The 24,589-nt window shown below is 68.7% G+C and carries 20 protein-coding genes and 1 pseudogene; 8 read left to right on the top strand and 13 right to left on the bottom strand.

Annotated elements, in window-relative coordinates; genetic code table 11:
• Nucleotides 1–76 precede the first annotated feature (76 nt).
• Nucleotides 77–1,630 carry a PLP-dependent aminotransferase family protein gene (locus NQV17_RS31730; protein ID WP_257775293.1) on the bottom strand — a complete coding sequence of 518 codons (1,554 nt, stop codon included), beginning with the start codon at nt 1,628–1,630 and terminating at the stop codon, nt 77–79.
• Nucleotides 1,631–1,756: 126 nt separating this feature from the next.
• Between NQV17_RS31730 and NQV17_RS31725 the strand changes: the two genes are divergently transcribed.
• Nucleotides 1,757–2,395 carry an FMN-binding negative transcriptional regulator gene (locus NQV17_RS31725; protein ID WP_257775292.1) on the top strand — a complete coding sequence of 213 codons (639 nt, stop codon included), beginning with the start codon at nt 1,757–1,759 and terminating at the stop codon, nt 2,393–2,395.
• Nucleotides 2,396–2,444: 49 nt separating this feature from the next.
• Here NQV17_RS31725 and NQV17_RS31720 read toward each other — a convergent pair whose 3' ends face one another.
• Nucleotides 2,445–3,026, bottom strand: a complete 582-nt coding sequence (locus tag NQV17_RS31720; protein ID WP_257775291.1) for a thioredoxin family protein — start codon at nt 3,024–3,026, stop codon at nt 2,445–2,447.
• 228 nt (nt 3,027–3,254) lie between these two features.
• Here NQV17_RS31720 and NQV17_RS31715 point away from each other — a divergent pair, with 228 nt between their 5' ends.
• Complete coding sequence (locus NQV17_RS31715; protein ID WP_044847429.1) at nt 3,255–3,995, top strand: response regulator; 741 nt, start codon at nt 3,255–3,257, stop codon at nt 3,993–3,995.
• Nucleotides 3,992–5,314, top strand: coding sequence for an ATP-binding protein (locus NQV17_RS31710; RefSeq protein WP_044847428.1), 1,323 nt, complete (start codon nt 3,992–3,994; stop codon nt 5,312–5,314). Before NQV17_RS31715 ends, NQV17_RS31710 begins: the two co-directional genes overlap by 4 nt.
• A 61-nt stretch (nt 5,315–5,375) precedes the next feature.
• On the opposite strand, the gene NQV17_RS31705 is transcribed toward NQV17_RS31710, so the two are convergent.
• The 4 genes from NQV17_RS31705 to NQV17_RS31690 form a co-directional block, all read right to left on the bottom strand.
• The gene (locus tag NQV17_RS31705; RefSeq protein WP_257775290.1) at nt 5,376–5,987 is read right to left on the bottom strand and encodes an alpha/beta fold hydrolase; all 612 of its coding nucleotides are present in this window, start codon (nt 5,985–5,987) and stop codon (nt 5,376–5,378) included.
• Nucleotides 5,988–6,039: 52 nt separating this feature from the next.
• Nucleotides 6,040–6,774 carry a metallophosphoesterase gene (locus tag NQV17_RS31700; protein ID WP_257775289.1) on the bottom strand — a complete coding sequence of 245 codons (735 nt, stop codon included), beginning with the start codon at nt 6,772–6,774 and terminating at the stop codon, nt 6,040–6,042.
• A 106-nt stretch (nt 6,775–6,880) separates the two neighbouring features.
• A complete protein-coding gene (locus tag NQV17_RS31695) occupies nt 6,881–7,417 on the bottom strand; it encodes a GNAT family N-acetyltransferase (protein ID WP_257775288.1) in 537 nt (178 codons plus the stop codon).
• A 114-nt stretch (nt 7,418–7,531) separates the two neighbouring features.
• Complete coding sequence (locus NQV17_RS31690) at nt 7,532–8,164, bottom strand: LysE family translocator (RefSeq protein ID WP_257775287.1); 633 nt, start codon at nt 8,162–8,164, stop codon at nt 7,532–7,534.
• Nucleotides 8,165–8,481: 317 nt separating this feature from the next.
• Between NQV17_RS31690 and NQV17_RS31685 the strand changes: the two genes are divergently transcribed.
• Complete coding sequence (locus tag NQV17_RS31685) at nt 8,482–9,675, top strand: porin (protein ID WP_257775286.1); 1,194 nt, start codon at nt 8,482–8,484, stop codon at nt 9,673–9,675.
• A 659-nt stretch (nt 9,676–10,334) separates the two neighbouring features.
• A complete protein-coding gene (locus tag NQV17_RS31680; RefSeq protein WP_257775285.1) occupies nt 10,335–12,257 on the top strand; it encodes an SMP-30/gluconolactonase/LRE family protein in 1,923 nt (640 codons plus the stop codon).
• A 34-nt stretch (nt 12,258–12,291) separates the two neighbouring features.
• On the opposite strand, the gene NQV17_RS31675 is transcribed toward NQV17_RS31680, so the two are convergent.
• The 6 genes and pseudogenes from NQV17_RS31675 to NQV17_RS31650 form a co-directional block, all read right to left on the bottom strand.
• On the bottom strand, nt 12,292–13,233 hold the full coding sequence (locus NQV17_RS31675; RefSeq protein ID WP_257775284.1) for a c-type cytochrome: 942 nt from the start codon (nt 13,231–13,233) through the stop codon (nt 12,292–12,294).
• Complete coding sequence (locus NQV17_RS31670; protein ID WP_257775283.1) at nt 13,230–13,916, bottom strand: c-type cytochrome; 687 nt, start codon at nt 13,914–13,916, stop codon at nt 13,230–13,232. Before NQV17_RS31670 ends, NQV17_RS31675 begins: the two co-directional genes overlap by 4 nt.
• Nucleotides 13,917–13,962: 46 nt before the next feature.
• Nucleotides 13,963–15,015 (bottom strand): substrate-binding domain-containing protein, encoded by a 1,053-nt coding sequence (locus tag NQV17_RS31665; protein WP_257775282.1) that lies wholly within the window; start codon nt 15,013–15,015, stop codon nt 13,963–13,965.
• 8 nt (nt 15,016–15,023) lie between these two features.
• Nucleotides 15,024–15,814 (bottom strand): annotated as a pseudogene (locus NQV17_RS31660) (transcriptional initiation protein Tat).
• Between the two features lie 201 nt (nt 15,815–16,015).
• Complete coding sequence (locus tag NQV17_RS31655) at nt 16,016–17,311, bottom strand: MFS transporter (RefSeq protein WP_257775280.1); 1,296 nt, start codon at nt 17,309–17,311, stop codon at nt 16,016–16,018.
• A gap of 134 nt (nt 17,312–17,445) precedes the next feature.
• Nucleotides 17,446–18,909 carry a mannitol dehydrogenase family protein gene (locus NQV17_RS31650; protein WP_257775279.1) on the bottom strand — a complete coding sequence of 488 codons (1,464 nt, stop codon included), beginning with the start codon at nt 18,907–18,909 and terminating at the stop codon, nt 17,446–17,448.
• 157 nt (nt 18,910–19,066) lie between these two features.
• Between NQV17_RS31650 and NQV17_RS31645 the strand changes: the two genes are divergently transcribed.
• From NQV17_RS31645 to NQV17_RS31635, 3 genes are read left to right on the top strand one after another with little or no spacing between them, the layout of a single operon-like run.
• Entirely contained in the window at nt 19,067–19,798 is a 732-nt protein-coding gene (locus NQV17_RS31645) for a GntR family transcriptional regulator (protein ID WP_257775278.1), read from the top strand.
• A 21-nt stretch (nt 19,799–19,819) separates the two neighbouring features.
• Nucleotides 19,820–21,028 carry a D-mannonate dehydratase ManD gene (manD, locus tag NQV17_RS31640; RefSeq protein ID WP_257775277.1) on the top strand — a complete coding sequence of 403 codons (1,209 nt, stop codon included), beginning with the start codon at nt 19,820–19,822 and terminating at the stop codon, nt 21,026–21,028.
• Between the two features lie 29 nt (nt 21,029–21,057).
• Complete coding sequence (locus NQV17_RS31635) at nt 21,058–22,089, top strand: Zn-dependent oxidoreductase (protein WP_257775275.1); 1,032 nt, start codon at nt 21,058–21,060, stop codon at nt 22,087–22,089.
• Nucleotides 22,090–22,158: 69 nt separating this feature from the next.
• On the opposite strand, the gene NQV17_RS31630 is transcribed toward NQV17_RS31635, so the two are convergent.
• Entirely contained in the window at nt 22,159–24,345 is a 2,187-nt protein-coding gene (locus NQV17_RS31630; protein WP_257775274.1) for a TonB-dependent siderophore receptor, read from the bottom strand.
• Nucleotides 24,346–24,589: the final 244 nt, after the last annotated feature.

Below are 24,589 nucleotides of genomic sequence, written 5' to 3'. Positions count from 1 at the left end.
AAAGGCGCGATCCTAGCAAACCGCGCAGCGTCACCTGTGGCCAAAACGCCGGTTTTCCTGCAGGCGTTACAGACGATTACGTTTGTTGCCCGCGGACAACCTTTGGTCGCGTGCGCCGCCGCGATTCCTCCGACGAATCGACGCCGGCGGCTTCGCCGACCACATCCGCGAGCCGCTGCGCGGCCGCTTCCATCCGTGCGCGATCGAACCCGCCGAAGCCGAGCACGAGGCCCGGACGCGCGGTGCCCGGCGCGAACATCGGCGACACCGCGCGCACCGCCACGCCCGCCTGCGCGGCGCGCGCCACCACGTCGAGATCGTCGATTCCTTCCGCGAGCCACAGCACGACGTGCATCCCCTGATCGCCCGGCTGCACCCAGGCGCGCTCGCGCGGCAGCCGCGCGCCGAGCGTGTCGATCAGCAGCGCGCGCTGTTCCGCGTAGACGCCGCGCACGCGGCGGATGTGGCGGTCGAGATGGCCTTCCGCGATGAAGGCGGCGAGCACGTGCTGATCGGCGGTCGGCGCATGGCGATCCATCAGCGCGCGCGCGCCGCAGAACGCGGGCACGAGCTCGGCGGGCGCGATCACGTAGCCGAGCCGCAGCGACGGGAACAGGATCTTGCTGAACGTGCCGAGATAGATCACGTGTTCCGGATCCAGGCCTTGCAGCGACGGGAACGGATAGCCTTCGTAGCGCAGCTCGCTGTCGTAGTCGTCCTCGACCACCCATGTGCGATGCGCGCGCGCCCAGCCGAGCAGCGCGTTGCGGCGCGCCATGCTCATCGGCATCCCGAGCGGATACTGGTGCGACGGCGTGACGAACGCCGCGCGCGCGTCCGGCGCGAGACGGATGCCGGCCTCGACGTCGATGCCGTCCGCGTCGACCGGCACGCGGACCATCGCGTCGCGCCGCCCGGTGCTCTCGAGCAGCGCGGTGATGCCGCGATAGGCGGGATTTTCGACCCACGCGCGATCGTTCGGGCCGAGCAGGATCTGGCTCGCGAGGTGCAGCCCCTGTTGCGTGCCGCTCGTGATGACGACCTGCTCGGCGCTGCAGCGCACCGAGCGCGAGCGGCGCACGTAATCGGCGATCGCTTCGCGCAGCGGCAGCGTGCCTTGCGGATCCGCATAACCGGACGGCGCGCCGGCGCCGCGGGCGCGCAGGCGGTTGCCGAGCCGGCGCCAGATGTCGTCGGGCGCGGTGAGCCCGACCGGCACCGAGATCGCGAAGGGCGCGGCCGGCAGCGGACGGAATTCACGGGCGATCCGCGCGAACGTCGCGGCCGGTTCGGGCAGGCCGGCATGGGCGGCGCGCTGGCGGGCGGCGGGCGGTGCGCCAGCCGGCGGCGACGGCTCGGCCAGCGCGTTCGCGACCCGCGTGCCGGCGCCGCCGCGCGACTCCAGGAAGCCTTCGGCGACGAGTTGCGCATACGCGTCGACGACGGTGCCGCGCGAGACCTGCAGCGATGCCGCGAGCAGCCGCGTGGACGGCAGCGTGTCGCCGGGCCGCACGTCGCCGCGGCGCACCGCGTCCCGCAACGCCTGCGCGAGCTGGCGGCTCAGGTCGCCGGCCGCGCGGTCGAGCGCGCCGAGCGACGGGATTTCGACGATCCGGGCGGTCCTGGCCATGATTCTGGTCTGCTGAAAATGTTCTAAACCGGCTCTACAGCATAAACCAGTTAGCGATCACAATCGGGGCATGACGGGCCGGTTCCGACCCGTTCCCTTCGAACCCTATCCGACCGTGGAGCCGCCATGTATGTCCCCGCCGATTTCGCCGAATCCCGTCCCGACGAGCTGCGTGAACTGATCGTCCAGCATCCGTTCGGCACCCTGGTCACGCGCGGGAACAGCGGGCTCGACGCGAACCACCTTCCGTTCGAACTGCTGCCGGGCGATGGCGGCCTCGGCGAACTGCATGCGCACGTCGCGCGCGCGAATCCGGTCTGGCAGGACGTCGCGGATGGCGACGAGGTGCTCGTGATCTTCCGCGCCGGCGACGCGTACATCTCGCCGAACTGGTATCCGAGCAAGCACGTCGCGCATCGGCAGGTGCCGACGTGGAACTACGTGGTCGTGCATGCGCACGGCCGCATCACCGTGCGCGACGACGAGAAGTTCGTGCGCGGCGTGGTCGCGCGGCTGACGCGCACGCACGAGGCGTCGCAGCCGGCGCCGTGGAAGATGGCCGACGCGCCGAAGGACTATCTCGACACGATGCTGCAGTCGATCGTCGGGCTGCAGATCGAGATCACGCGGCTCGTCGGCAAGCGCAAGCTCGGGCAGAACAAGGCGGTCGACGATATTCGCGGCGCGGGCGACGCGCTGATCGCGGACGGGAATCTCGCGATCGGCGAGGCGATGCTGGCGGAAGCCGACGCGAAGCGCGGGTGAGTCACGGTGAATCGCACGGGGGCGCATGTGGCGCCCGCGCCGGCGCACGCTACTGCGTACGCGTCGCGCCCTTCGCCACTTCCCCCGCCTGCGCCAGCGCCCCCCGAATCGCCGCTTCCGTCTTGTCATACCCGCCCTCGCCATACCGCGTATAGACGACCTTGCCGTTCGCGTCGATCAGGTACAGCGCGGGCCAGTACTGGTTGCCGTACGCGCGCCACGTGTCGTAGCGGTTGTCCTGCGCGACCGGATACTGGATGCCGAAGCGCTTGACCGCATCGGCGACGTTCTTCGCATCGCGTTCGAACGGATACTCGGGCGTATGCACGCCGACCACGACGAGCCCCTGGTCGCGATACTTCCGGTACCAGTCGTTCACGTACGGAATCGTATGAATGCAGTTGATGCACGAGTACGTCCAGAAATCGACCAGCACGACCTTGCCGCGCAGCTGGTCGAGCTTGAGCGGCGCGCTGTTGTGCCAGCGCTCGATGCCGGTGAAGTCGGGCGCCGGCGTGCCGGCCAGCGAGGCGGTCATGCCCGCCTCGTCGCGGGTGCCGGCGAACGCGGCGAGGCCGGCCGTGGCGGCGAGGGCGATCACGAGGGCGGCGGTCTTGAGTCTGGTCGGCATGGCGGTTCTCCGGTTCGGCCGGCCGCCGCGCGGGGGCGGCGGCCGGACAGGTTTCGACAGCCCTCATTGGGCCGCGCCGACGTATCTGCGATGTGTCCGGCAGGCCGCGCGTGTGCAATGTTGTGTGTCGTCACGGCGGCGCGATACATTGGGATACAAACGGGTGCCCGCAGTGGGGTATAAAAGCGGACATCGCCAGCCGGAACATCACGCCAACGACACCGACCCATGGACAAGATCGACCACGTACTGATCGTCGACGACGATCGCGCGATCCGCGAACTGATCGCGGACTACCTGGAGAAGAACGGCATGCGCGTGTCGCTCGCCGCGAACGGCCGCGAGATGCGCAACGCGCTCGACGACGGCGCGCCCGACCTGATCGTGCTCGACCTGATGATGCCCGGCGAGGACGGCCTCACGCTGTGCCGCGATCTGCGCGCGGGCAAGTTCCGGACGGTGCCGGTGCTGATGCTGACCGCACGAGGCGAGGAAACCGACCGCATCATCGGTCTGGAGATGGGCGCCGACGACTATCTCGCGAAGCCGTTCGCGGTGCGCGAGCTGCTCGCGCGGATCCGCTCGGTGCTGCGCCGCGCGCGCATGCTGCCGCCCGGCATGCAGGTGACGGAGTCGGCCGCGATGCTCGCGTTCGGTGAATGGCGGCTCGACACGACCGGGCGCCACCTGCTCGACGCCGAAGGCACGCTGGTCGCGTTGAGCGGCGCCGAATACCGGCTGTTGCGCGTGTTCCTCGACAATCCGCAGCGCGTGCTGACGCGCGACCAGTTGCTCAACCTCACGCAGGGCCGGCAGTCCGATCCGTTCGACCGGTCGATCGACCTGCTCGTGAGCCGGCTGCGCCAGCGCCTGCGCGACGGCGCGCGCGAGCCGCGCTACATCAAGACGCTGCGCAACGAGGGCTACGTGTTCTCGTCGGCGGTGACCGCGGTCGAAGGCGACGCATGAGCGCGCGCACCCCGTGGCACTGGCCGCGCTCGCTGTTCGCGCGGCTCGCGCTGATCCTGTGCGTGGGCCTTGCGCTCGCGCAGACGCTGTCGTTCTGGCTCACCGTCACCGAGCGCGACCAGGCGACCACCAACCTGATGATGGGCTACATCGAACGCGAGGTCGCGAGTTCGGTCGCGCTGCTCGATCACCTGCCGCCCGACCAGCGTGCCGCGTGGCTGCCGCGTCTCGCACGGCGCAGCTACGCGTTCATCCTCGGGCCCGGCGAGACGGGCACGCCGCCGGAGGCGCGGCTCTCGGCGCGCGTCGAGCGCTCGATCTCGGACGGCATCGGCGGCGACTATCCGCTGACGGCGAACGCGATCCCCGGCGATCGCGAGCATCTGCAGGTGCATCTGCGCCTGACCGACGGCTCGCCGCTGACGATCGACATCCACCCGATGTCGACGGTGCCGCTGTCGGGCTGGCTGCCGGTCGTGCTCGCGCTGCAGCTCGCGGTGCTGGCCGCGTGCTGCTGGCTCGCGGTGCGGCTCGCGACGCGACCGCTGAAGCAGCTCGCGCAGGCGGCCGACGCGCTCGGCCCCGACCTGAAGGGCGAACGCCTGAACGAGGACGGGCCGTCCGAAGTCGCGCGTGCCGCGCGGGCGTTCAACGCGATGCAGGACCGCATCGCGCAATACATGGCCGAGCGCATGCAGATCCTCGCGTCGATCTCGCACGACCTGCAGACGCCGATCACGCGGATGCGGCTGCGCGTCGACGTGATGGACGACGACGCGCAGGGCGCGAAGCTGCGCCAGGACCTGCTCGAGATGGAGCATCTGGTCAAGGAAGGCGTCGCGTATGCGCGCACGCTGCACGGCACGGAAGAGGCCGCGCGCCGGATCGATCTCGATGCGCTGCTCGACAGCATCGTGTGCGACTACACGGATGCGGGGCAGGACGTCGCGCTGCATGGCGGCGGCCCGCTCGCGCTCGTCACGCGGCCGAAGGCGCTGCGCCGGATCGTCGGCAACCTCGTCGACAACGCGCTGAAGTTCGCGGGCGCGGCCGAGATCGACGTGCAGGCGGCGCCGGGCGGCGGCGCGGTCATTGCGGTGCTCGACCGCGGGCCGGGCATTCCGGACGATCAGCTCGATGCTGTGTTCGAACCGTTCCGGCGCGTGGAGACGTCCCGCAATCGCGAGACGGGCGGCACGGGGCTCGGCCTCGCGATCGCGCGGCAGCTTGCGCTCGCGATGGGCGGCACGCTCACGTTGCGCAACCGGCCGGACGGCGGCGGACTCGAAGCGCGGTTGACGCTGGTGAACGCGACCTGACGCGACGCCGTGTAATGCGGTGCCAAGCGCGTCGCGGGCTTCGGAGGCGAAGCGGGCTGCGTCACACGCGCTGCAGATGCGCGTCGACGAGCGGCGCGAGCGTTTCGGCATGCACGGCCGCGAGATCATGCCGGCCGCCCGGCACCACGTGCAGCCGTGCATCGGGCAGCCGTTCGAGCAGGCGTTTGCCGGCCGCGACCGGGCTGATCGGATCGTCGTCGCCCCACAGCAGCAACGTCGGCTGCGCGATGCGGCCGATGTCCTGCGACAGGTCGGCGCGCAACGTCAGGAACCAGTCGGGCAATTGCGGGTTCGCTTGCGCGAAGCCGGCGCGCCAGTCCTGCGCGCCGAGCCCCTGCATGTCGAGGCCGCCCGACGTGACCGTCAGCACCAGGTGCGTGACGAGCGCCGTACGTTCGAGTGCCGCGCACATTGCGATCACACCGCCCATCGATTGCGCGATCACGGCCGTCGGCCGGTCGATCGCGCTCAGCACATGGCGCACGAGACCGTCGAAGTCGTCGACGGCCGGATCGCGCGGCGTGTCGCCGAAGCCCGGATAGCCGACGATCCGACGCTCGGCCGGATGCGCGAGGCGGCTCGCGAGCGGTTGCCAGAAGGCGGTGCTGCCCGATGCGCCGGGCAGGAACAGCAGTTGTGACGGAACGGGCATGACGGATTGGTGTTCTGGCGAACGAAGCGGGTGAATGGAAGGCGGCAATGCGTCAGCACCGGCCGGTGCGCAGCGCGACGGTCCAGTCGTCGCGGCCGCGCGATGCCGCGGTGGCGGCGGCCGTATGCCAGTCGTATTCGACCGCATGGAATTCGGCGTGCCAGCCGGCCAGCGTGCGCGACACCATCGCGTAGCGCGCATGCGGCGAACCCGTTTCGATCCGGTGCGGGTGCGGTAGATCGTCCGCGTACGCCTGCAGCCCGACGCTGCCGGGGTTGACGATCAGCCGGCCGTCGTCGAGTTTCGCGAGGCGCGGCACGTGCGTATGGCCGCACAGAATCAGCGAGGCCGTCTCGTCGCCCGCGCGCTGCGCGATTTCATCGGGCGTCGCCGCACGGCAGCCGTCGGGCGTGACCGTTTCGAGGAAGTAGACGAGGTCGCTGGCAGGCGTGCCGTGCACCATCAGCACATCGTCGCCGAGGGTCAGGCGCTCGGGCAGCGCGGCGATCCATGCGCGCTGGTCGTCGCGCAGCGTGTCGTGCGCCCAGCGGTCGGACAGCCGCATCGTGTCGCGATCGCCGGTCAGCAGTTGCCGTTCGTGATTACCCTTGATGGTCGGCAGGTCGAGCGCGATCAGGCGGTCGGCCGTTGCGGCAGGATGGAGCGCGCCCGACACGATGTCGCCGAGGTTGACGATCACGTCGGCGCCGCGGCGGCGCACGTCGTCGAGCACCGCGTCGAGCGCGGCGAGGTTGCCGTGGATGTCGGACAGCGCGGCGATTTTCATGGCGAAGGAGTCGAAGCGGGGAACGGCGATTGTCGCGAATTCGACGCGGGTCGTCCATTCGCGTCGACGGCGCGCGGATAGGCGCGTCGCGCGTCGCGTCGGCCCGTCAGTCGGTCGCGAGGCGCGCGTACAGCGCGAAATCGCCCGGCGTGCCGCGCACCATTCGGTATGCGCGCAGCAATCCTTCGTACCGGTAGCCGCATTTCTGCAGCACGCGCGCGGAGCCGGCGTTGCTGGTCAGCACGACGCCCTGGATACGCATGAAGCCGCTTTCGGCGAACGCCCACGCGGTGACGCTCGCGCACAGCGCGCTCGCGATGCCGCGCCCCCAGTGCGACGGCGCGAGGTCGTACGCGATCTCGGCCGAGCGGTTCGCGGTGGATACCGTATGCAGCCCGATGGTCCCGGCGAGCGCGCCCGACGCGTCGTCGACGATCGCGAGGCGGCGGATCGAATCCGGATGAGCCGATTCGATGCCGTCGAACAGCGGCAGCAGATCGTCGCGCGCATGCAGGTTCCAGCTCGTGTGGCGGACGACGTCGGGGTTCGACAGGTACGCGAACCACGTATCGAGATCCGAGCGGTCGAACTGGCGGAGCGACAGGCCGGGGAAACCGGAGCGGGGAGGGACGTCGATTCTCATCGCGAGCCTGTTGAGAACGTTGCGGGCAATGCGACCCGCGCGAACGGTGCGCTCGAAGCACCCGAAGCACCCGAAGCACCCGAAGCACCCGAAGCACCGCGCATGCCGATGCCCCTACGCAGCATGCCGCCGATACAGCGCGAGCGATCCCGCCAGCGCGAGCAGCATCGCGCCGCACGTGCGTTCGAGCCACAGCGCGCCCGAGCGTTTCAGCAGCCGCATAGCGCGCGCGCCGAGCAGCGCGTAGCCGAACATCACCGCGCCGTCGAGCAGCGCGAACGTGACCGCGAGCGCGACGTATTGCGGCGCGAGCGGGGCGGCCGGATCGAGGAACTGCGGCAGGAACGCGGAGAAGAACAGATAGCCCTTCGGATTGGTCACCGCGGTCAGGAAGCTCTTCGCGAAGATCGACGCGTTGCGTTCGTACGCCGCGTCGCCATGCGCGACGGCGACGTCGAGCGAGCCCTTCGACGTGAGCAGCCGGATGCCGACATACGCGAGATACGCGGCGCCGAGCCATTTCACCACCGAGAACCAGAACGCCGACGCCATCAGCAGCGCGCCGAGGCCGAGCGCGACCGCGACGATCAGCGCGAAGTCGGACAGCATCGCGCCGGCGAAGCCGAAGGCCGCGCGGCGCACGCCGTAGCGCGAGCCGTTGGTCAGGGCGAGCAGCACGGTCGGGCCGGGCGTCGCGATCCCGACGAACGCGACGGCGGCGAAGATCAGCAGGGTCGATTGGTGCATGCCGAAGACTCCCGGTGGAAGGCGGGTGCCCGATTATCGGGCGCGCGGCCTCGCGCTGTACAGGGACGTCCGCCGCGCGGCTGATTATCTCGATTTTGGCAAGAAGCTGTTTTCATTATTGCGCTATCGACCGGAACCGGTTCCAACTACCATGGCGGCCGCGGCGGGCATGCTGGCCGCGACGTCGCGCGCGCGTTTCGCATGCGCGCGTTCCCGTGTGCGGACGCCGCCGGCCTCGCCATGCCGGTGGATCTCGCCGACCGCACGCGCTACTCACATAGAACAACGGGCTCACCGCCCGGAGACGCTAAAAAACCATGAACAAGCAACTGATCGCAGCACCGCTGCTGCTCTCGCTCGCGGGCATCGCCTCCGCGCAAAGCTCCGTCACGCTGTACGGCATCGTCGATGCGGGCGTGACCTATCGCAGCAACGAACGGGTCGGCTCGCCGGGCGCCTATACGGGGCACTCGGACGTCGCCCTGACGACCGGCAACCTGTCCGGCAGCCGCTGGGGCATCAAGGGTTCCGAGGATCTTGGCGGCGGGATGCGCGCGCTGTTCGTGCTCGAGAACGGCTTCGACATCACCAACGGCACGTCGGGCCAGGGCGGCCGCCAGTTCGGCCGGCAGGCGTTCGTCGGCGTCGGCAGCGACCGTTACGGCACGGTCACGCTCGGTCGCCAGTACACGTCGCTCGACGACTTCGTGAGCCCGGTCGGCCCGTCGTCGTTCATCGGCGGCTTCGGCGCGCATCCGGGCGACATCGACGACCTCGACCAGACCGCGCGCGTCGACAGCTCGATCAAGTACACGAGCGCGAACTACGCGGGCTTCACGTTCGGCGCGCTGTACGGCTTCGGCAGCCAGCCGGGCAGCATGAAGCAGCGCAACACATGGAGCGTCGGCGCGGCGTACGCGGCGGGGCCGCTGCGCGTGGGCGTCGGCTACGAGCGTTCGGACAACAGCAAGACGGGCGCGACCGACCCGACCGCCGGCAAGTGGCGGAGCACCGACGACGGCCTGTTCAACTCGTCGATCAACGAAGGCTATGCGAGCGCGCAGTCGCAGCAGATCATCGCGACCGGCGCGACGTACGACTTCGGCCCGGCCGTGGTCGGCGTGAACTACAGCAACGTGCAGTACCGCAGCGGTGCCCAGTCGCTGTTCAGCGGTCATGCGACGTTCAACGTCGCGGGCGTGTTCACGCGCTGGAACGTGCAGCCGCAGACGCAACTGTTCGCGGGCTACAGCTACACGCGCGGCAGCGACGTCGACGGCATCGACAACCGCGCGCAGTATCACAACGTCACGCTCGGCGCGGTCTACGACCTGTCGAAGCGCACCAGCGTGTACCTGCTCGGCGCGTACCAGCATGCGTCGGGCACGACGCTCGACGCGCTCGGCCGGCCGGTGGCGGCGACCGCATCGGTGTCGGACAAGGCGAACGGCCACTCGTCCGACTCGCGGTCGCAGGCGATCGTCAGCCTCGGGCTGCGTCAGAAGTTCTGATGTCATGCGCAGCCAGTGGCCCGCATTCGATGCGGGCCACTGGCTGCGCGACGTGTACCCAATCCTGTCGTATCCGGGCGGCTCGGGCGGCACAATGCCCGACGGCCCGCACCGGAGCACATCGCCTTCACGTTCGGCCGGCGTGCGGCCGTCCCGGTTGACCTGCGGCCGTGTCTCCTTCCGCCGAATTCTCGGCACCTCCTCCGGGCTGCCTGCATCGGCAACGGCATTCCGTCGCGCATCGTCTTATTTCACTTCTTCACGATTTCCCGGCAATACGGTATGCGGCCTGCGCGTCCGGTGACGTGATGTCGCATGCGCCGGACAATATTTTTTTCTTTCATTTTAATTTCGATTTGTAATCATTGAATCGACTGGCCGGCAATGGGAATTCAATGCGAGCGAATCAGAAAAAATGACGTATTTGTATTGGGCGATTCGGAATAAAGTGCCGAAGACCACGGATCGTGAGAGCGCTGCCTGGCGGGGATCCGCGGTGCGACTTCCGGATCGGTCGATCTTCAGTCAGCCGGCGTCGCGCGGTAAAGGAACTCAATGAACAATTCGACATGCAATTGAACCGGTTTTTTAAAAAATCACCGATATTTCATACGCGGCGAATTAGAGTGTCGAACAACAATCGTCCGGGAGCATCATTCATGTTATCGAAACAAATTCGCGCGGCATTGCTTGGGTTGTGCATGACAATGCTGGCGCCGGTCAGTCACGCACAAGCGCAATACACGACGGACTGGCTCGCGAACACGTTCGGCACGCTCGCCGCGCACGTCGGCAACGGCGCGCGCTCGCTGTGGGTCGCCCCCGAGGGCGTGATCTATACGGCGTCGCGCTGGGACGAGAACGCGGGCGGCGTCGCGATCTACCAGAACGGGCAGACGCTCGGCACGATCGGCATCCATGACGAATTCCAGGGTGGCGCGATCACCGGCAACGCGAACGCGCTGTTCGTCGCGCTCGGCTACAACCGCACGTTCGGCAGCGGCTCGGTCGGCCGCTACAACCGCAGCACGAACCAGCGCGACCTGCGCATTCCGGTCAGCACGTGGACGGGCATCCAGTACGCGGACGTGATCACGGGCCTCGCGACGGCGGGCAACCTGCTGTACGTGAGCGACTTCTACGGCAACCGCGTGCGCGTCTACACGACGGACGGCGTGTGGCAGCGCGACATCGGCGTATCGGGCCCCGGCGCGCTGGCGCTCGACGCGGCCGGCAACCTGTGGGTCGCGCGCAAGAGCGCGGGCGTCGTCGCGCAGTTCAGCCCGACGGGCACGGCGATGAGCACGATCCAGATGGCGGCCCGTGCGCGGCCGGCATCGCTGTATTTCGATGCGCCGCGCGGGCAGTTGCTGGTGGGCGACGAAGGCCCCGACATGAACATCAAGATCTACGCGCTCGTGGGCCAGCCCGTGCAGCTCGGCACGTTCGGCGTGCAGGGCGGCTATCTCGACACGACGTCGGGCATCAAGGGTCAGGTCGGCGACAAGCGCTTCACGCGCGTCGCAGGCATCGGCAAGGACGCGGCCGGCAACCTGTACGTGCTGAACAACGCGTGGGGCGGTGGCTGGGATCTCGGGCGCAACGGCAGCACCGACCTGCATTCGTACAACCCGACGGGCGCGCTGCAATGGAAGCTGCAGGCGCTGAACTTCGAAGGCGCCGCCGCGCCCGATCCGGCGACCGACGGCGCGTTCTTCTACAGCGGCAACAACGTGTACACCGGCACCGCGGGCGGCACGTTCGTCGCGAACACGATCGATCCGTTCAGCTATCCGAAGGACCCGCGCCTCGACATGAACGACTACCAGCGCGGCCAGCATTTCGGCCAGCTCGCGCTGGTAAAGGGCACCCGGATGCTCGTCGCGACCGGGCAGAATCCGGGCAACTACAACCTCTATCACTTCAACAGCGCGAGCGGCTACATTGCGATTCCGGACGGCTCGATTCCCGGCAAGCCGTTCAACACGACGCTGCAGGTGACGGCCGGTTTCTCGCTCGACGACAACGGCGACGTGTGGGCCGGGCTCGATCGCACCAACAACATCTCGCACTATCCGATGACGGGTTTCGACGCGGCCGGGAAGCCGACATGGGGCAAGCCGGTGCAGATTCCGATTCCGCGCACCGTGCTGCCGCTCACGCGGATCATCTACCAGGCCGACAGCGACACGATGATCCTCGCGCAGGGCATCTCGGGCAGCTGGGACTGGACCGCGATGAACGGGCACATCGAGGTCTATCGCGGCTGGAAGGCCGGCAACACAAGTACGCCGAACGTGGCGATCAACCTGACGAGCGCGAATCCGAAATCGATGGCGGCGGCCGGCCACTACCTGTTCGTCGGCTACGTGCACACGGTGCCGAACGTCGATGTGTTCGACCTGAACACCGGCAGCCTCGTCACCACGCTGACGAACTCGAACACGTCGGCGATGGACGTCGGCAACGACGTCGACTCGATGTACGGCATCCGCGCGTACCTGCGCTCGACCGGCGAATACGTGATCACGAAGGACAACTACAACGGGTCGAGCCTCGTCGTGTATCGCTGGCGTCCGTGATGGTGCAAGCGGCGCCGCCCGGGCCGGCCCGGTCTCATGGCGCGCCGAGCACGCGGCCGTTCACCTCGCGTCCGTACATCGAGTCGGGCGTGTCGTGGAATTTTGCGCGGGTGTCCTGCACCGAGCCGGTGAAGCGCGGGTCCTGCGGGCGTTCGTGGCTGTCCATGAAGGTCGCGACGTCCCACGCTTCCTGATCGGTCAGCGTGCCGCCGAGCCCGAGCGGCATGTTGGCCTTCACGAAGCCGGCCGCGTTGCGGATGTCGCCCATCCCCGCGCCCCAGTTGAACGAGCGTGCGCCCCAGAGCGCCGGAAAGACAGGCTTGCCGCCGCTCGATTGTCCCTGGCCGTCCGCGCCGTGACACAGCGCGCAGTGCTGCGTGTAGACGGCGGCGCCGCGCGCGTAGTCGGCCTTTTGCGCGGGCGGCGGCAGTTTCGGGAAACCCTGGCCGGGCAGTTTCGCGCCGACCGGCGCGCCCTGCGCGAGCCAGTACGAATAGGTTTCGAGCGCAACGAGAATCGGATCGCCGGCCGGCGGCGCCTTGCCGTTCATGCTGTATCTGAAGCACCCCTGCAGGCGTTCGGCGAACGTGTTCACGTGGCCGTTCTTGATGCGGTAGGCCGGGTACAGCAGGTAGGCGGCCCACATCGGGCCCGAATCGGGCCGGCGACCCGCGTCGAGGTGGCAGCTCGCGCAGGTCAGCTTGTTGCCGACGTACTTGCCCGCGAGCTCGGGCGTGTGCAGGAAGATCTGCTCGCCGAGCTTCACGGTCTTGCCGAAGTCGTCGGCGGGTATCGCGGATTCGGGCGGCGGCGAGAACGACTTCGCCGTCGTCGTCGCGGGAACGGTGGCCGCGGCGGAGGCGGAAGCGGCGGCCGGGGCGTCCTGCGGCGCGGCCGCGCACGCGAGCGCGGGCAGCCAGGCCGCGCCGAGCAGCGCGGCACGCGCGCCGCGGACCAGCATCGAGCGGTCGATCATCGTTGTTCTCCGTTCGCGGTGCCGCCGCGCGCATAGTAGGCGGCCACCGCGTCGATATCGGCGTCGGACAGCTTGCCGGCAATCATCGGCATCAGCGCCATCGGGCCGGGCGCGCGCGTGCCGCGCTTCCAGCCGTTCAGCTGGCCCGCGATGTACGCGGCCGGCTGGCCGGCGAGCGGCGGAAACGCGGTGCCTACGCCGAGGCCGCCCGCGCCGTGGCATTGCGCACAGGCGGGCAGGCCCTGCGACCAGCGTCCGCGCGTCGCGAGCCACGCGCCGGTGTTCGCCGGGTCGATCGACGCGGCGTCGGAAGCGGCAATGGCGGGCGGCGCGGGCGGGCTCGCGAAGTACGCGGAGACCGCGTCGCGATCGCGCGGCGACAGCAGTTTCGCGAGCGGCTGCATGACCGGATTCTGGCGGCTGCCGTCGGCGAACGCGGCGAGTTGAGCCGAAAGATAGGCGGCATGTGTGCCGGCGAGCCGCGGAAAGCCGGCGGCCGCGTTGCCTTCGCCCTGGGCGCCGTGGCAGCCGATGCATGCAGGCACGCCCGTCGTCGTGCCCCGGGTGGCGATGGCCTTGCCGAGCGCGACGTCGTCCGCGCGCGCATTGCCGGCCAGGAGCGCTGCCGCGGCGAGCAGCAGCGGCGCGAACCGGCGTCGCGGTGTGTCGACCGAATCGTTCACGGGTCCCCTCCTTGTTGTCTGTCTTGTGGCGTGCGCAATTGCGCGGTCAGCCCGCGTCGGGCCGGTCTTGCCGTGGCGCAAGCTGCGGTGTCGGTGCCGTCGCGTCGTATCGCCCGAAGCCGTAGCGCGCGAAAATCCGGAACGCCTCGGGCGACCGGATGTACGCGAGCCACGCGCGTGCGGCTTCCGGATGCGGCGCGTGCTTCACCATCGCGCCTGCATAGATCGCCGTCGTATTGTGCGCGGCCGGAATGTCGATGTGCATCAGCGGATGCCCGACCTGTTCCTGGAATGCCGCCTCCGATTGCCACAGCACGCCGGCGTCGGCGCGCCCCTGCATCAGGAACAGCGCGGTTTCCCGATGATGGATGTGCGTGAGCTCGGCCGTGCCGGCGCGCACCTTGTCGTCGTAGACGGTGCGCGCGAGCGTATCGCCGCCGGCTTTCACGAGCGATGCGCGGATCTGCCGCGCGACGCCTTCGAACGCCGGGTTCGGCATCGCGAGCTTCACGTCGGGCCGCGCGAGATCGTTCAGCGACGCGATGTGCTTCGGATTGCCGGCGCGCACCATGATCGTCAACTGGTTGGTCACGTAGGGCACGGCCGGACCGTCGAGCGTGCCGTCCGCGATCAGTTCGTCGATCTTGCCGAGCCCGGCGAAATACGCGTCGGGCTCGACCGTCCACGTCATGTTGCCGACGGTGATCGTGCCGCCCGCGTGAATCTGCTTCACGAGCAGGCCGGGCGGGATCGTTTCCCAGTAGATGCGGCCGCGGTATTCCGGATGGTCGGTCTCGAACTGCGCGACGAGCGGCGCCATCGCGAAGAAGTAGTTGCCGCCGACGTACAGCACGAGTTTCGGCGCGGTGAGGTCGCCGTGAAAATCTGCGAGCACGTCCACCTGCGGCACCGTGAATTCGAGGCCGCGGTTCGTCGCGTCGTTGTTGCGGCCGTCCTGCCATGGCGGAAAGATGCTGTTTGAAGCATTGGCCGGGGCGGCGAGCGACAGCGCCGACGTGCAGCAGAGCGCGGCCAGCGTGGCGTGCAGCCCCATGCACCAGCGGCGTCGCAACGGAGAGCGCGTGCGGATCGGTGTCATCGGGCGCCTCATTTCGCGTAGGTGAAACCGGCGTGCTGCAGCTCGGGCAGCGTGCCGACCACTCCCGGCGTGACGATCGCGGACGGAATCACGTGGTTGGTGAGATCGGCGGCGAGGGCGTCGAGCGGGAGCTTGTCCGGATTTGCATTCGCGCGGTCGAGCCGTTCCGCGAGCTCCCAGATCGCGTTGTGGCATGCCAGGAACACGACGCCGCGCTGCTGCAGCGCGGCGATGCTGTTGTCGTGCGAGAGAACGCGCCATCAGGTAGTTCGCGATCCTTCGCGTCTTTCGATTGCGCGGGTTTCGCGGCGAGCAGCGTGTTGGTCGCGAACGCGGCGCCGGCGAATGTCGCGAGGCCGTATTTGTCCCACGCGGCCGGGTCGAACAGCGCGAGATGCGCGGCGCCGTGCGTGGCCGACACGACGAGGAAGTCCGGGTGACCAAACCCCCAGACCTGCGCGTTCAGCGCATTGCGCATCAGGTTCAGCCACGGGCCGCCGAGCTCGGTGTTGTCCCACACCTGCTTCGGGCCGCCGCGATAGCCGATCACTTCCATGAGTGCCGCGTGATCCCATTGATCGGGGCGCTCGACGATCATCGGCACCGTCTTGAAGTCGCGCCGTCTCGGTACGGCCGCGAGACGGCGGGTGAGGTCGGCGAGGCGCGTCGCATCGCCGGCCAGCAGCGTGCCGGATTCGGGTGTCGCCGCGTGCGCGGTGCGCGCGGCGCCGAGCAGCGTCGTGCCGGCCGCGAGGCCGAGTGTCTTGAGCGCGCCGCGGCGCGCATCCCGGTCGGACATCGAACTCTCCCATATCGTTTTCGTGGGGGCGTGCCGCTGCGCAGCGTCGCCGTCGCGTAGCCAGTCTAGAGGCGCGCGATCGACAGCGGAAATCGCGATATCGGATGGGAGATATTCGAGGGCGCGATGATTGGATGAAACGACAAGGCCGCGCGGTGCCGACTCATGCGGCGCCGCGCGGCCTTCGTCAGCCTTGAAAGCTCAGTGTGCGGTGCGTTCGCGCAGCACTTCCGACGGCCGGGCGTTGCGTACGAACACGCCGGCCAGCACCGCGCCCGCGAGTGCGATCGCGCCGGCCAGCACGAACGCGGACGCGAACGAGCCGCTGCGCTCGACGATGAAGCCGGTCACCGCCGGCCCGATCACGCCCGACAGGCTGCCCATGCAATGCAGGAAGCCGCTGACACCGCCGACGCGCGCCGGATGCACGACGTCCTGCACGATCGCCCAATAGATCGCACCCGTCACGTACAGGAAGAACAGCGACACGGACATCAGCGCAACCGCGCCTTGCGTCGACTGCACGGCGCCCGCGACGGCCACGCACGCGCCGGCGCCGAGCAGGCAGGTGACGAGCACGATCCGGCGCGACAGCAGCAGGTTGCCGGTGAGCCGGTACAGCGCATCCGAGATCGCGCCGCCGCACGCGAGGCCGACCGTGCCGACGAGCCAGGGCACGACGGTGGCGACGCTCATCTCCTTGATGTTCAGATGGTGCGCACGCACGAGGTAGCTCGGGAACCAGCTCAGGAAGAAGAACAGCACGTAGTTGTAGCTGAAGAACGCGGCGGCCGTCGCGAGGATGCGCGGCTGGCGCACGTAATGCGACAGCGTGTGTGCGGGCGTTGCGGGGCCGGCGGCGGCACCTGCGTGGGCGGGCGCGGCGGCGGGTGTCGCTGCGGGCGCACCCGCTGCGTCGCCGACCTGCGTGGCCGGACGGTCCGAGGTCGACATCATCCACACGACGACCCACACGAGCCCGATTGCACATACGATCCAGAACGCCGGTCGCCAGCCGAACTGCGCGGCCAGCAGGCCGACGATCGGCCCGGCGATTGCGCCGCCGAGCGGCGAGCCGGCGCTGAGCAGGCCCATCGCGGTCGCGGCGGCGTCGCGCGGCAGCCAGTTGTTGACCATCTTGTTCGCGGCCGAGCACAGCGGCCCTTCGGCCATGCCGAACAGCAGCCGCACGATCAGCAGGCTCACGAAGCCGACGGTGAGCGCGGTCATTCCGCAGAACACCGACCACAGCCCGACCGACAGCACGTATACGAGCTTCGGCCCGAGCCGGTCGGACGCGAGCCCGCCGATGAAATTGAACAGCGCGTAGCCGATGAAGAACGTGCTGAAGACGAGGCCCATCTGCGCGGCGTCGATGCCGAGATCGGTCTGCACGATCGGCGCGACGATCGACAGCGCGACGCGGTCGAGATAGTTGATGCCATACACCAGGAACAGCAGGAATACCGTGAACCACGCCTGCGACTTCTGCTTCATGTCCGTCTCCTTCGTGCCGGTGGGCCGGCTGTCATGGTTGTCTTGTCGATCGTTTGCCGCGTCGGCATGTGCGTCGGCGGGCAGGGCACTGCGCGGTTCGCTCAGGAGTCCCGCGAACCGGGGTAAGCGGTCGTTCAGCGCGCGTACAACGGTGCGAGCAGCCCATCGGTGCCGCTCGCGCGAAGCGTCGCGAGATGGGCACCGATGCGCGTGATCACTGCATCAGGCCATGCCGCCGAACCGGCGAGCGCGAGGCTGCCGAGGGCAGCCCGAACCGCGCAGGTGGCATCGCCGGCTGCCGACAGCGCCGCGCCGAGTGCGGCCGCGCCCGGATCGCCGACCGCGAGCGCGCGGCCCGATTCGTCGCGCGCGTTGGCGAGGTAGTGCAGCCAGAGCGCGAGCGCGCGTTCCAGATAGGGCCGCTCGACGCCGGCCCGCGCGCTTTCGGCGAGCGCGGGAAGCCAGCGCAGCGGCACCTTCTGCGTGCCGTCCATCGCGATCTGTTCGGTGCGATGCGCGAGCGTCGGATTGCGGAAGCGCTGCACGAGCGTCGCGCAATAGCCGTGCGCGTCGTATCCGGACGGCACGTCGACGGTCGCGAGCAGGTCGCGCGTCATCACGCCGTCGACGAGCGCCGCGATCGCCGGATCGGCCATCGCGTCGGACACCGTCGCGCGGCCGCGCAACTGTCCCGCATACGCGATCGCCGAATGCGAGCCGTTCAGCAGCCGCAGCTTCATCGTTTCGTAGGGCCGCACGTCGCCGACGAGGTGCGCGCCGGCGTCTTCCCAGCGCGGGCGCGGGCCGGCGAAGCGATCCTCGATCACCCATTGCGAGAACGGCTCGCAGACGATCGCAGCCGCATCGCGCGCGCCGAGATGGGCGTGCGCCCAGTCGAGCGATTCGGGCGTCGCGGCCGGCACGATCCGGTCGACCATGCTGTTCGGGAATGCGACGTCGTCGCGGATGCGCCGCGCGAGCGCGCCGTCGATGCGTTCCGCGTAGTCGATCAGCAGCGCGCGCAGCGTGTCGCCGTTCGACGTCATGTTGTCGCAGCAGACGACGGTCAGCGGCGCATGGGCCGGCCGCAGGCGCAGGCCGGCCGCGATCACGCCGAGCGCGGTGCGCGGCGTGCCGGGCGTCGCGAGATCCTGCCGGATCGCGGGATCGTCGGTATCGAGACCGCCGCCGGGGCGGCGGCAATAGCCTTTCTCGGTGACGGTCAGGCTGACGATCGACACGGCCGGATCGGCGATCAGCGCCAGTAGCGCGGGCAGCGATTCGGGCGCGAACAGCGCGTCGTGCACCGCACCAACGATGCGCGCGCGCGCGCCTTGGCCATCGCGTTCGATCACCGTGTACAGGTGATCCTGCGCGGCGAGCAGGTCGACGGTATGGCGCCGCCGCAGTTCGACGCCGACGATGCCCCAGCGCAGGTCGCCCTGTTCGAGCACCGTTTCCGTATGCAGCGCCTGGTGCGCGCGATGGAACGCGCCGAGGCCGAGATGGACGATACCCGTGCGAACCGCCTGCCGGTCATAACCGGGACGGCCTGTGCCGGGCGGCGCGGTGCGCAGAAAATCGGGGGCAGATAACATGACGGTCGGTAACGGTTTGTACCATGGTAGATACGGCAATGCATGCAGGTTATTTCGAGTTTTACGGCGAAGTTATCGGTGTAAACGCTAGATCGCCTGAAATGGGCTGCTTATGTACCATGGTAGCTATCGATATCAAGTCGGATCCATCGCAACCATGAGCGAAACGGCAGCACTGGAAGAAGCGGACGTCGTGGTCACGGCGTTGCAGGGGTTCTCGCTGGACGAGAGCCGGTCGTATACGGAGCAGGTGCATGCGCTGCTGCGCCACGCGATCGTGCGCGGTGCGCTGCCGCCGCGCACCGCGCTGTCGGAGGCGGTGATCTCCACGACGATCAAGGTCAGCCGCACGCCGGTGCGCGAAGCGTTCGCGCAGCTCGCCGACGAGCGGCTCGTGCAGATCATCCGGAAGGTCGGCACGCTGGTCGCGCCGATTCCGGTGTCGATCCTCGAGGAAGGGCGCTTCGCGCGCAGCACGCTCGAATGCGCGAACCATGTCGAGCTCGCGCAGAAGATCACGCCGGCGCAGCTCGCGGAGCTGTCGCGGATCATCGACGCGCAGCGCGAGGCGGTCGCCGCGGGCGACGTCGAAGCGTTCTTCGATCTCGACGAGGCAATGCACGGCCGGATGTTCGCGTTCGCGGGCCGGCCGCACGTGTGGGAAATGCTGCAGCCGATGAAGCGTCAGTTCGACCGTGTGCGCTGGCTGCTGCTCGACCGTGTCGAGGATCACGCGCGCCGCGCGCTGCAGGAACACGAACAGATCCTTGCGCACATCGCGTCGCGCAACATGGCGCTGCTCGGCGCATCGGTCGCGGCGCACGTCGACCGGATCGGCTCGCATCTGCCGGAAGTGCGCAGCCGCGCGCCTCATTACTTTGTCGACTGAAACGCCCGCTGGAGGAGCGCAGTGAAAATCGAACGCTTGCAGACCATCGTCACGTGTCCGGGCCGGAATTTCGTGACGGTGAAGATCGTGACCGACGAAGGCGTCTACGGCCTCGGCGACGCGACGCTCAACGGGCGTGAGCTCGCGGTGCGCGCGTACCTGGAAGACCACGTGTTTCCGTGCCTCGTCGGACGCGACCCGCGCAACATCGAGGACATCTGGCAATACCTGTATCGCGGCGCGTACTGGCGGCGCGGGCCCGTGACGATGACGGCGATTGCCGCGATCGACATGGCGCTGTGGGACATCCTGGGCAAGCTCGCGGGCATGCCCGTCTATCAGCTGCTCGGCGGCAAGAGCCGCGACGGCCTGATGGTATACGGCCACGCGAACGGGCGCGATCACGAGGAAGCAGTCGACGCGGTGCGCGCGCACGTCGAGGCCGGCTACCGCGCGATCCGCGTGCAGTCGGGCGTGCCGGGGCTCGACAAGGTGTACGGTGTCGGCAAGACGGCAGGCGCGTACGAGCCCGCCGAGAAGGGGCTGCCGCCCGAGGAGCCGTGGGACACCGCGCTCTACCTGCGCCACACGCCGGAACTGTTCCGCAAGGTGCGCGACGCGGTCGGCGATGCGCCGCACCTGCTCCACGACGCACATCACCGGCTCACGCCGATCGAGGCCGCGCGGCTCGGTCGCGATCTCGAGCCGCATCGCCTGTTCTGGCTCGAGGACGCGACACCCGCGGAGAACCAGGACGCGTTTCGCCTGATCCGCCAGCACACGACGACGCCGCTCGCGGTCGGCGAGGTATTCAACTCGATCTGGGATTGCAAGGACCTGATCCGCGACCAGCTGATCGACTACATCCGCGCGACCATCGTGCACGCGGGCGGCATCACGCACGTACGGCGCATCGCCGACTACGCGGCGATGTACCAGGTGCGCACCGGTTTCCACGGCGCGACCGACCTGTCGCCCGTCTGCATGGCGGCGGCCGTGAACTTCGGGCTGTGGGCGCCGAACTTCGGCATCCAGGAACTGATGCCGCACAGCGCGCTGACCGACGAAGTGTTTCCGCACAGCTACCGCTTCGAGGACGGCTATCTCGTGATGGACGACGTGCCGGGCCTCGGCGTCGACATCGACGAGACGCTGGCCGCGAAATATCCATACGAGCGCGCGTACCTGCCGGTCGCCCGGTTGCGCGACGGATCGATGTGGAATTGGTGAGCGCCGAAGACCGGAAGGAGAGAACCGAAATGTTGAGCGTCGTTGTCGATCGTCCGAACAGCATGGGCGTGCGAGAGGTGCCGCTGCCCGCGGCAGCCGCAGGAGAAGTGCGCGTGAAGGTGCGCTATGCGGGCATCTGCGGGTCGGACCTGCACATCTTTCACGGCAAGAATCCGTTCGTGTCGTATCCGCGCATCATCGGCCACGAGTTCGTCGGCACAATCGAGTCGGTCGGCGCGGGCGTCGACGCCGCGCGGCTCGGCGAGACCGTCGCGGTCGATCCGGTGATCAGCTGCGGGCATTGCCACGCGTGCACGATCGGCCGGCGCAACGTCTGCCGGCACCTGACCGTGCTCGGCGTGCATCGCGACGGCGGCTTCAGCCAGTACACGTGTGTGCCGGCCGGCAATGCGTACCGGATTCCGGACGCGATCGCCGAACCCTGCGCGGCGATCGTCGAGCCGTTCGCGGTGGCCGCGAACGCGACGTCGCGCACCGGCGTGCTGCCGGGCGACGTCGCGTTGATCTATGGCGCCGGCACGGTCGGGCTGACGATCCTGCAGGTGCTCAAGCGCGTGTATGGCATTCGCGCATTCATTACCGACCGGCTCGACGCACGGCTTCAGCTCGCGCGCAAGTGCGGCGCGGCCGAGGACGAAATCATCGACACGAGCGTCGAGTCGTTGCCCGACGCGCTGGAAAAGCGCGGTGTCGACGGCGGCCCGACGCTGATCTTCGATGCGGTCTGCCATCCGTCGATTCTCGAGGAGGCCGTGCGGATCGCCGCGCCGGCCGGCCGGATCGGCGTGCTCGGGTTTTCGTCGGAGCCGTCGGCGATCGTGCAGGCGGAGCTGACGAAGAAGGAGTTGACGCTCGCGGCATCGCGGCTGAACTGCGCGATGTTCCCGCAGGTGATCGACTGGATTGCCCGCGGGCTGATCCAGCCGGAGCACATCGTTACGCACAAGGTGGGCTTTCGCGACGTCGCGCAGGCGTTCGAGATGGCCGAGCGCAATCCCGAGAAAAGCTGCAAGATCCTGCTCGATTTCGCGGGCGGCTGAGATCGGCTCGTGTCGCCGGCCGGGGCGCGCGGCACGGCCCCGGCCCCGGCCACCCGGCGCGAAGATGCGTCAGAACGACACCGTCGTCGTCAGCGTGACGAGCCGCGGCTCGCCGACCGCGACGATCAGGTTGCTGTTGCTCGACGGATAGTAGGTCTTGTCGAGCAGGTTCTTCACGTTGAGCTGGATGCGCGTCGGGAACTTGCCGATCGTCGTTTCGTAGGCCGCGAACGCATCGACGGTCACGTAGCCGGGCAGCGTGAAGCTGTTCGCGGTGTCGCCGGGCCGTGCGCCGACGAGCCGCGCGCCGCCGCCGAAGCGCCAGCGCCCCGGGAGGTTCGCGATCGCCGTGTCGTACACCGCGAACAGGCTGCCGGTGTGGCGCGCGACGTTGACGAGCGGCGTGTTGCTGTCGCGGTCGTACGCGTTCGTGTACGCATAGCTGCCGATCAGGCTCAGGTGCCGCGTGAGCTGCCCGGCGACGTCGAGTTCGATGCCGCGCGAGCGCGCGGTGCCGATCGTCGACGTGATGTCGTTGACCGTGACCGCGACGTTGCGCTTGTCGATCTGATAGGCCGCGAGCGTGCCGGTGATGCCCGGCTTCAGGCTGAACTTCAGGCCGGCTTCCAGCACGCGGCCGAATTCCGGCGCGAGCGGCGCGGCCACGTTAGACGCGACGTTCGGCTTGAACGAACGGCTCACGTTTGCATACGCGGTCAGCGACGGCGTGAGCGCATACGCGAGCCCGAACTGCGGCAGCCACACGTTGCCGCGCGAGCGGTCGGCGAACACGAACGGCCGCCCCATTCCCGATTCCTGCTGCCAGTCCTCCCAGCGCAGCCCGCCGACCGCGGTGAGCCGGTCGGTGATCTTCACCGAGTCCTGCACGATCATCGAGTACGTGTGGACCTTCGAGAGCGAATCGCTCTGCTTCGTGCTCACCGTGCCGCCGGGCGCGAGCAGGCCGTAGACGGGATCGTAGAGATCGAAGCCCTTTGTCGCGGTGCCGCGGATCGTGTCGCCGCGGAAGCTGCGCTGCCGCTCGTATTCGCCGCCGACATAGAGCGCGTGGCTCATCCCCGCGAGCGTCAGGTTGCCGAGCAGGCCGAGCGTCGCGATCTGGTCGGAGTCGTTGCGTCCGAGGTTCGCGTCGGACGAGCGCGACAGCGCGCCGGTCGTGCTGTTGAACGCGGTCGCGCGGGCGATGTATTGATCGTAGCGGTCGCGGCCCCAGCCGTAGGTTGCGCGCACGCGCCATGCGTCGGAGAAGCGGTGCTCGACGCGCGCGCGCAGCGTTTCCTGGATGCCACCGCTTTGCGCCCACGCTTCCTCGTAGCGGCGATAGCGCAGCGCATCGTCGGGGCGGCCGTTCACGAGCACCGTGCCGCGATCGAACGGCATCGTGTAGTCGACGTACTGGTAGTTGACGTCGATCGACGTGTTCGCGTCGTGCCACGACAGCGCGGGCGCGATCAGCGCATTGCGCTCGCGGCCGAAGCTGCGCCAGTAGCGGCTCGTGTCGTATTCGCCGGTGAGCCGGAACGCGAGCGTGCCGCCCGCGACCTGGCCCGGCTTGCCGAGCGGGCCGGTCAGGTCGAACTGCGCGCTGCTGCCGCCGTGGCTCGTGCGCGAGGCCGAAATCGAGCCGCCGAACGTGTCCTCCGGCTTGCGCGTGACGAGGTTGATCACGCCGCCCGGGTCCTGCATCCCGTACAGCAGCGAAGCCGGGCCCTTCAGCACTTCGACGCGGTCGATCGTCGCGAGGTAGCTGTGCAGCACCGGCGTGCGCACGCCGTCGACGAGCACGGAGCCGTCGTTGTTCGAGCCGAAGCCGCGCTTGATGAACGCGTCGCGCGTGCCGCCGAGCGTGTTGGTCTGCGTGACGCCGCTGATGTTGCCGAGCACGTCGTCGAGCGAGCGCGCCTGCTGGTCCTGCATCACGCTGCTGCTGACCACGGCGACCGATTGCGGAATCTCCTTGAGCGGACGATCGTCGCCGCCGGCGACGCTGCTCGTGCGCGGCTGGTAGCCGACGGTCGGATCGACGGCTGACGATGCGCTGACGCTGATCGTCGGCAGTTCGCGTTCGGGGCGCGCGGGCGTCGACGAGGGCGAGGACGTGGCCGCCGAAGCCGTGGCGGCAGGTTCGGCATCCGCATGCGCGCCGCTTGCGACGCAAAGCGTGATCAGGGCAGGCAGGCTCGCGCGCCACGGACGAAGCGTCCGGGCGCGGTGGGGCGTTCGGCGGGATGGCATGAATCGATGAATGGGCGGAGTGCTAAGGACGATGACGCGGACCGCAGCGCCTTTGCTGCGTCGCGCGGAGGATGCGCATGATATACGTAATGAGAATCGTTTGCAATTGTGAAGAGGCCGATTCGGACCGGGCATCGCGATTGCCGGGCCGCCGGCCGTCTGCTACCGTAGCGCCCAAAAACAGACGCAGTGAAATTCAATGAGAGCCGGGGGCCGCACCATGTCATCTTCCTGTCACGTCGCG

This window comes from Burkholderia sp. SCN-KJ, assembly GCF_024656005.1.
Lineage (GTDB): Bacteria > Pseudomonadota > Gammaproteobacteria > Burkholderiales > Burkholderiaceae > Burkholderia.
Note: the sequence above shows the minus strand (reverse complement) of the source record. Positions and strands in the feature narration are given on the sequence as shown.

Bases quoted from the DNA above. Each gene is read 5' to 3' on its own strand.
- NQV17_RS31730 (WP_257775293.1), bottom strand. From the start codon at position 1,630: ATGGCCAGGACCGCCCGGATCGTCGAAATCCCGTCGCTCGGCGCGCTC.
- NQV17_RS31725 (WP_257775292.1), top strand. From the start codon at position 1,757: ATGTATGTCCCCGCCGATTTCGCCGAATCCCGTCCCGACGAGCTGCGT.
- NQV17_RS31720 (WP_257775291.1), bottom strand. From the start codon at position 3,026: ATGCCGACCAGACTCAAGACCGCCGCCCTCGTGATCGCCCTCGCCGCC.
- NQV17_RS31715 (WP_044847429.1), top strand. From the start codon at position 3,255: ATGGACAAGATCGACCACGTACTGATCGTCGACGACGATCGCGCGATC.
- NQV17_RS31710 (WP_044847428.1), top strand. From the start codon at position 3,992: ATGAGCGCGCGCACCCCGTGGCACTGGCCGCGCTCGCTGTTCGCGCGG.
- NQV17_RS31705 (WP_257775290.1), bottom strand. From the start codon at position 5,987: ATGCCCGTTCCGTCACAACTGCTGTTCCTGCCCGGCGCATCGGGCAGC.
- NQV17_RS31700 (WP_257775289.1), bottom strand. From the start codon at position 6,774: ATGAAAATCGCCGCGCTGTCCGACATCCACGGCAACCTCGCCGCGCTC.
- NQV17_RS31695 (WP_257775288.1), bottom strand. From the start codon at position 7,417: ATGAGAATCGACGTCCCTCCCCGCTCCGGTTTCCCCGGCCTGTCGCTC.
- NQV17_RS31690 (WP_257775287.1), bottom strand. From the start codon at position 8,164: ATGCACCAATCGACCCTGCTGATCTTCGCCGCCGTCGCGTTCGTCGGG.
- NQV17_RS31685 (WP_257775286.1), top strand. From the start codon at position 8,482: ATGAACAAGCAACTGATCGCAGCACCGCTGCTGCTCTCGCTCGCGGGC.
- NQV17_RS31680 (WP_257775285.1), top strand. From the start codon at position 10,335: ATGTTATCGAAACAAATTCGCGCGGCATTGCTTGGGTTGTGCATGACA.
- NQV17_RS31675 (WP_257775284.1), bottom strand. From the start codon at position 13,233: ATGATCGACCGCTCGATGCTGGTCCGCGGCGCGCGTGCCGCGCTGCTC.
- NQV17_RS31665 (WP_257775282.1), bottom strand. From the start codon at position 15,015: ATGACACCGATCCGCACGCGCTCTCCGTTGCGACGCCGCTGGTGCATG.
- NQV17_RS31655 (WP_257775280.1), bottom strand. From the start codon at position 17,311: ATGAAGCAGAAGTCGCAGGCGTGGTTCACGGTATTCCTGCTGTTCCTG.
- NQV17_RS31650 (WP_257775279.1), bottom strand. From the start codon at position 18,909: ATGTTATCTGCCCCCGATTTTCTGCGCACCGCGCCGCCCGGCACAGGC.
- NQV17_RS31645 (WP_257775278.1), top strand. From the start codon at position 19,067: ATGAGCGAAACGGCAGCACTGGAAGAAGCGGACGTCGTGGTCACGGCG.
- NQV17_RS31635 (WP_257775275.1), top strand. From the start codon at position 21,058: ATGTTGAGCGTCGTTGTCGATCGTCCGAACAGCATGGGCGTGCGAGAG.
- NQV17_RS31630 (WP_257775274.1), bottom strand. From the start codon at position 24,345: ATGCCATCCCGCCGAACGCCCCACCGCGCCCGGACGCTTCGTCCGTGG.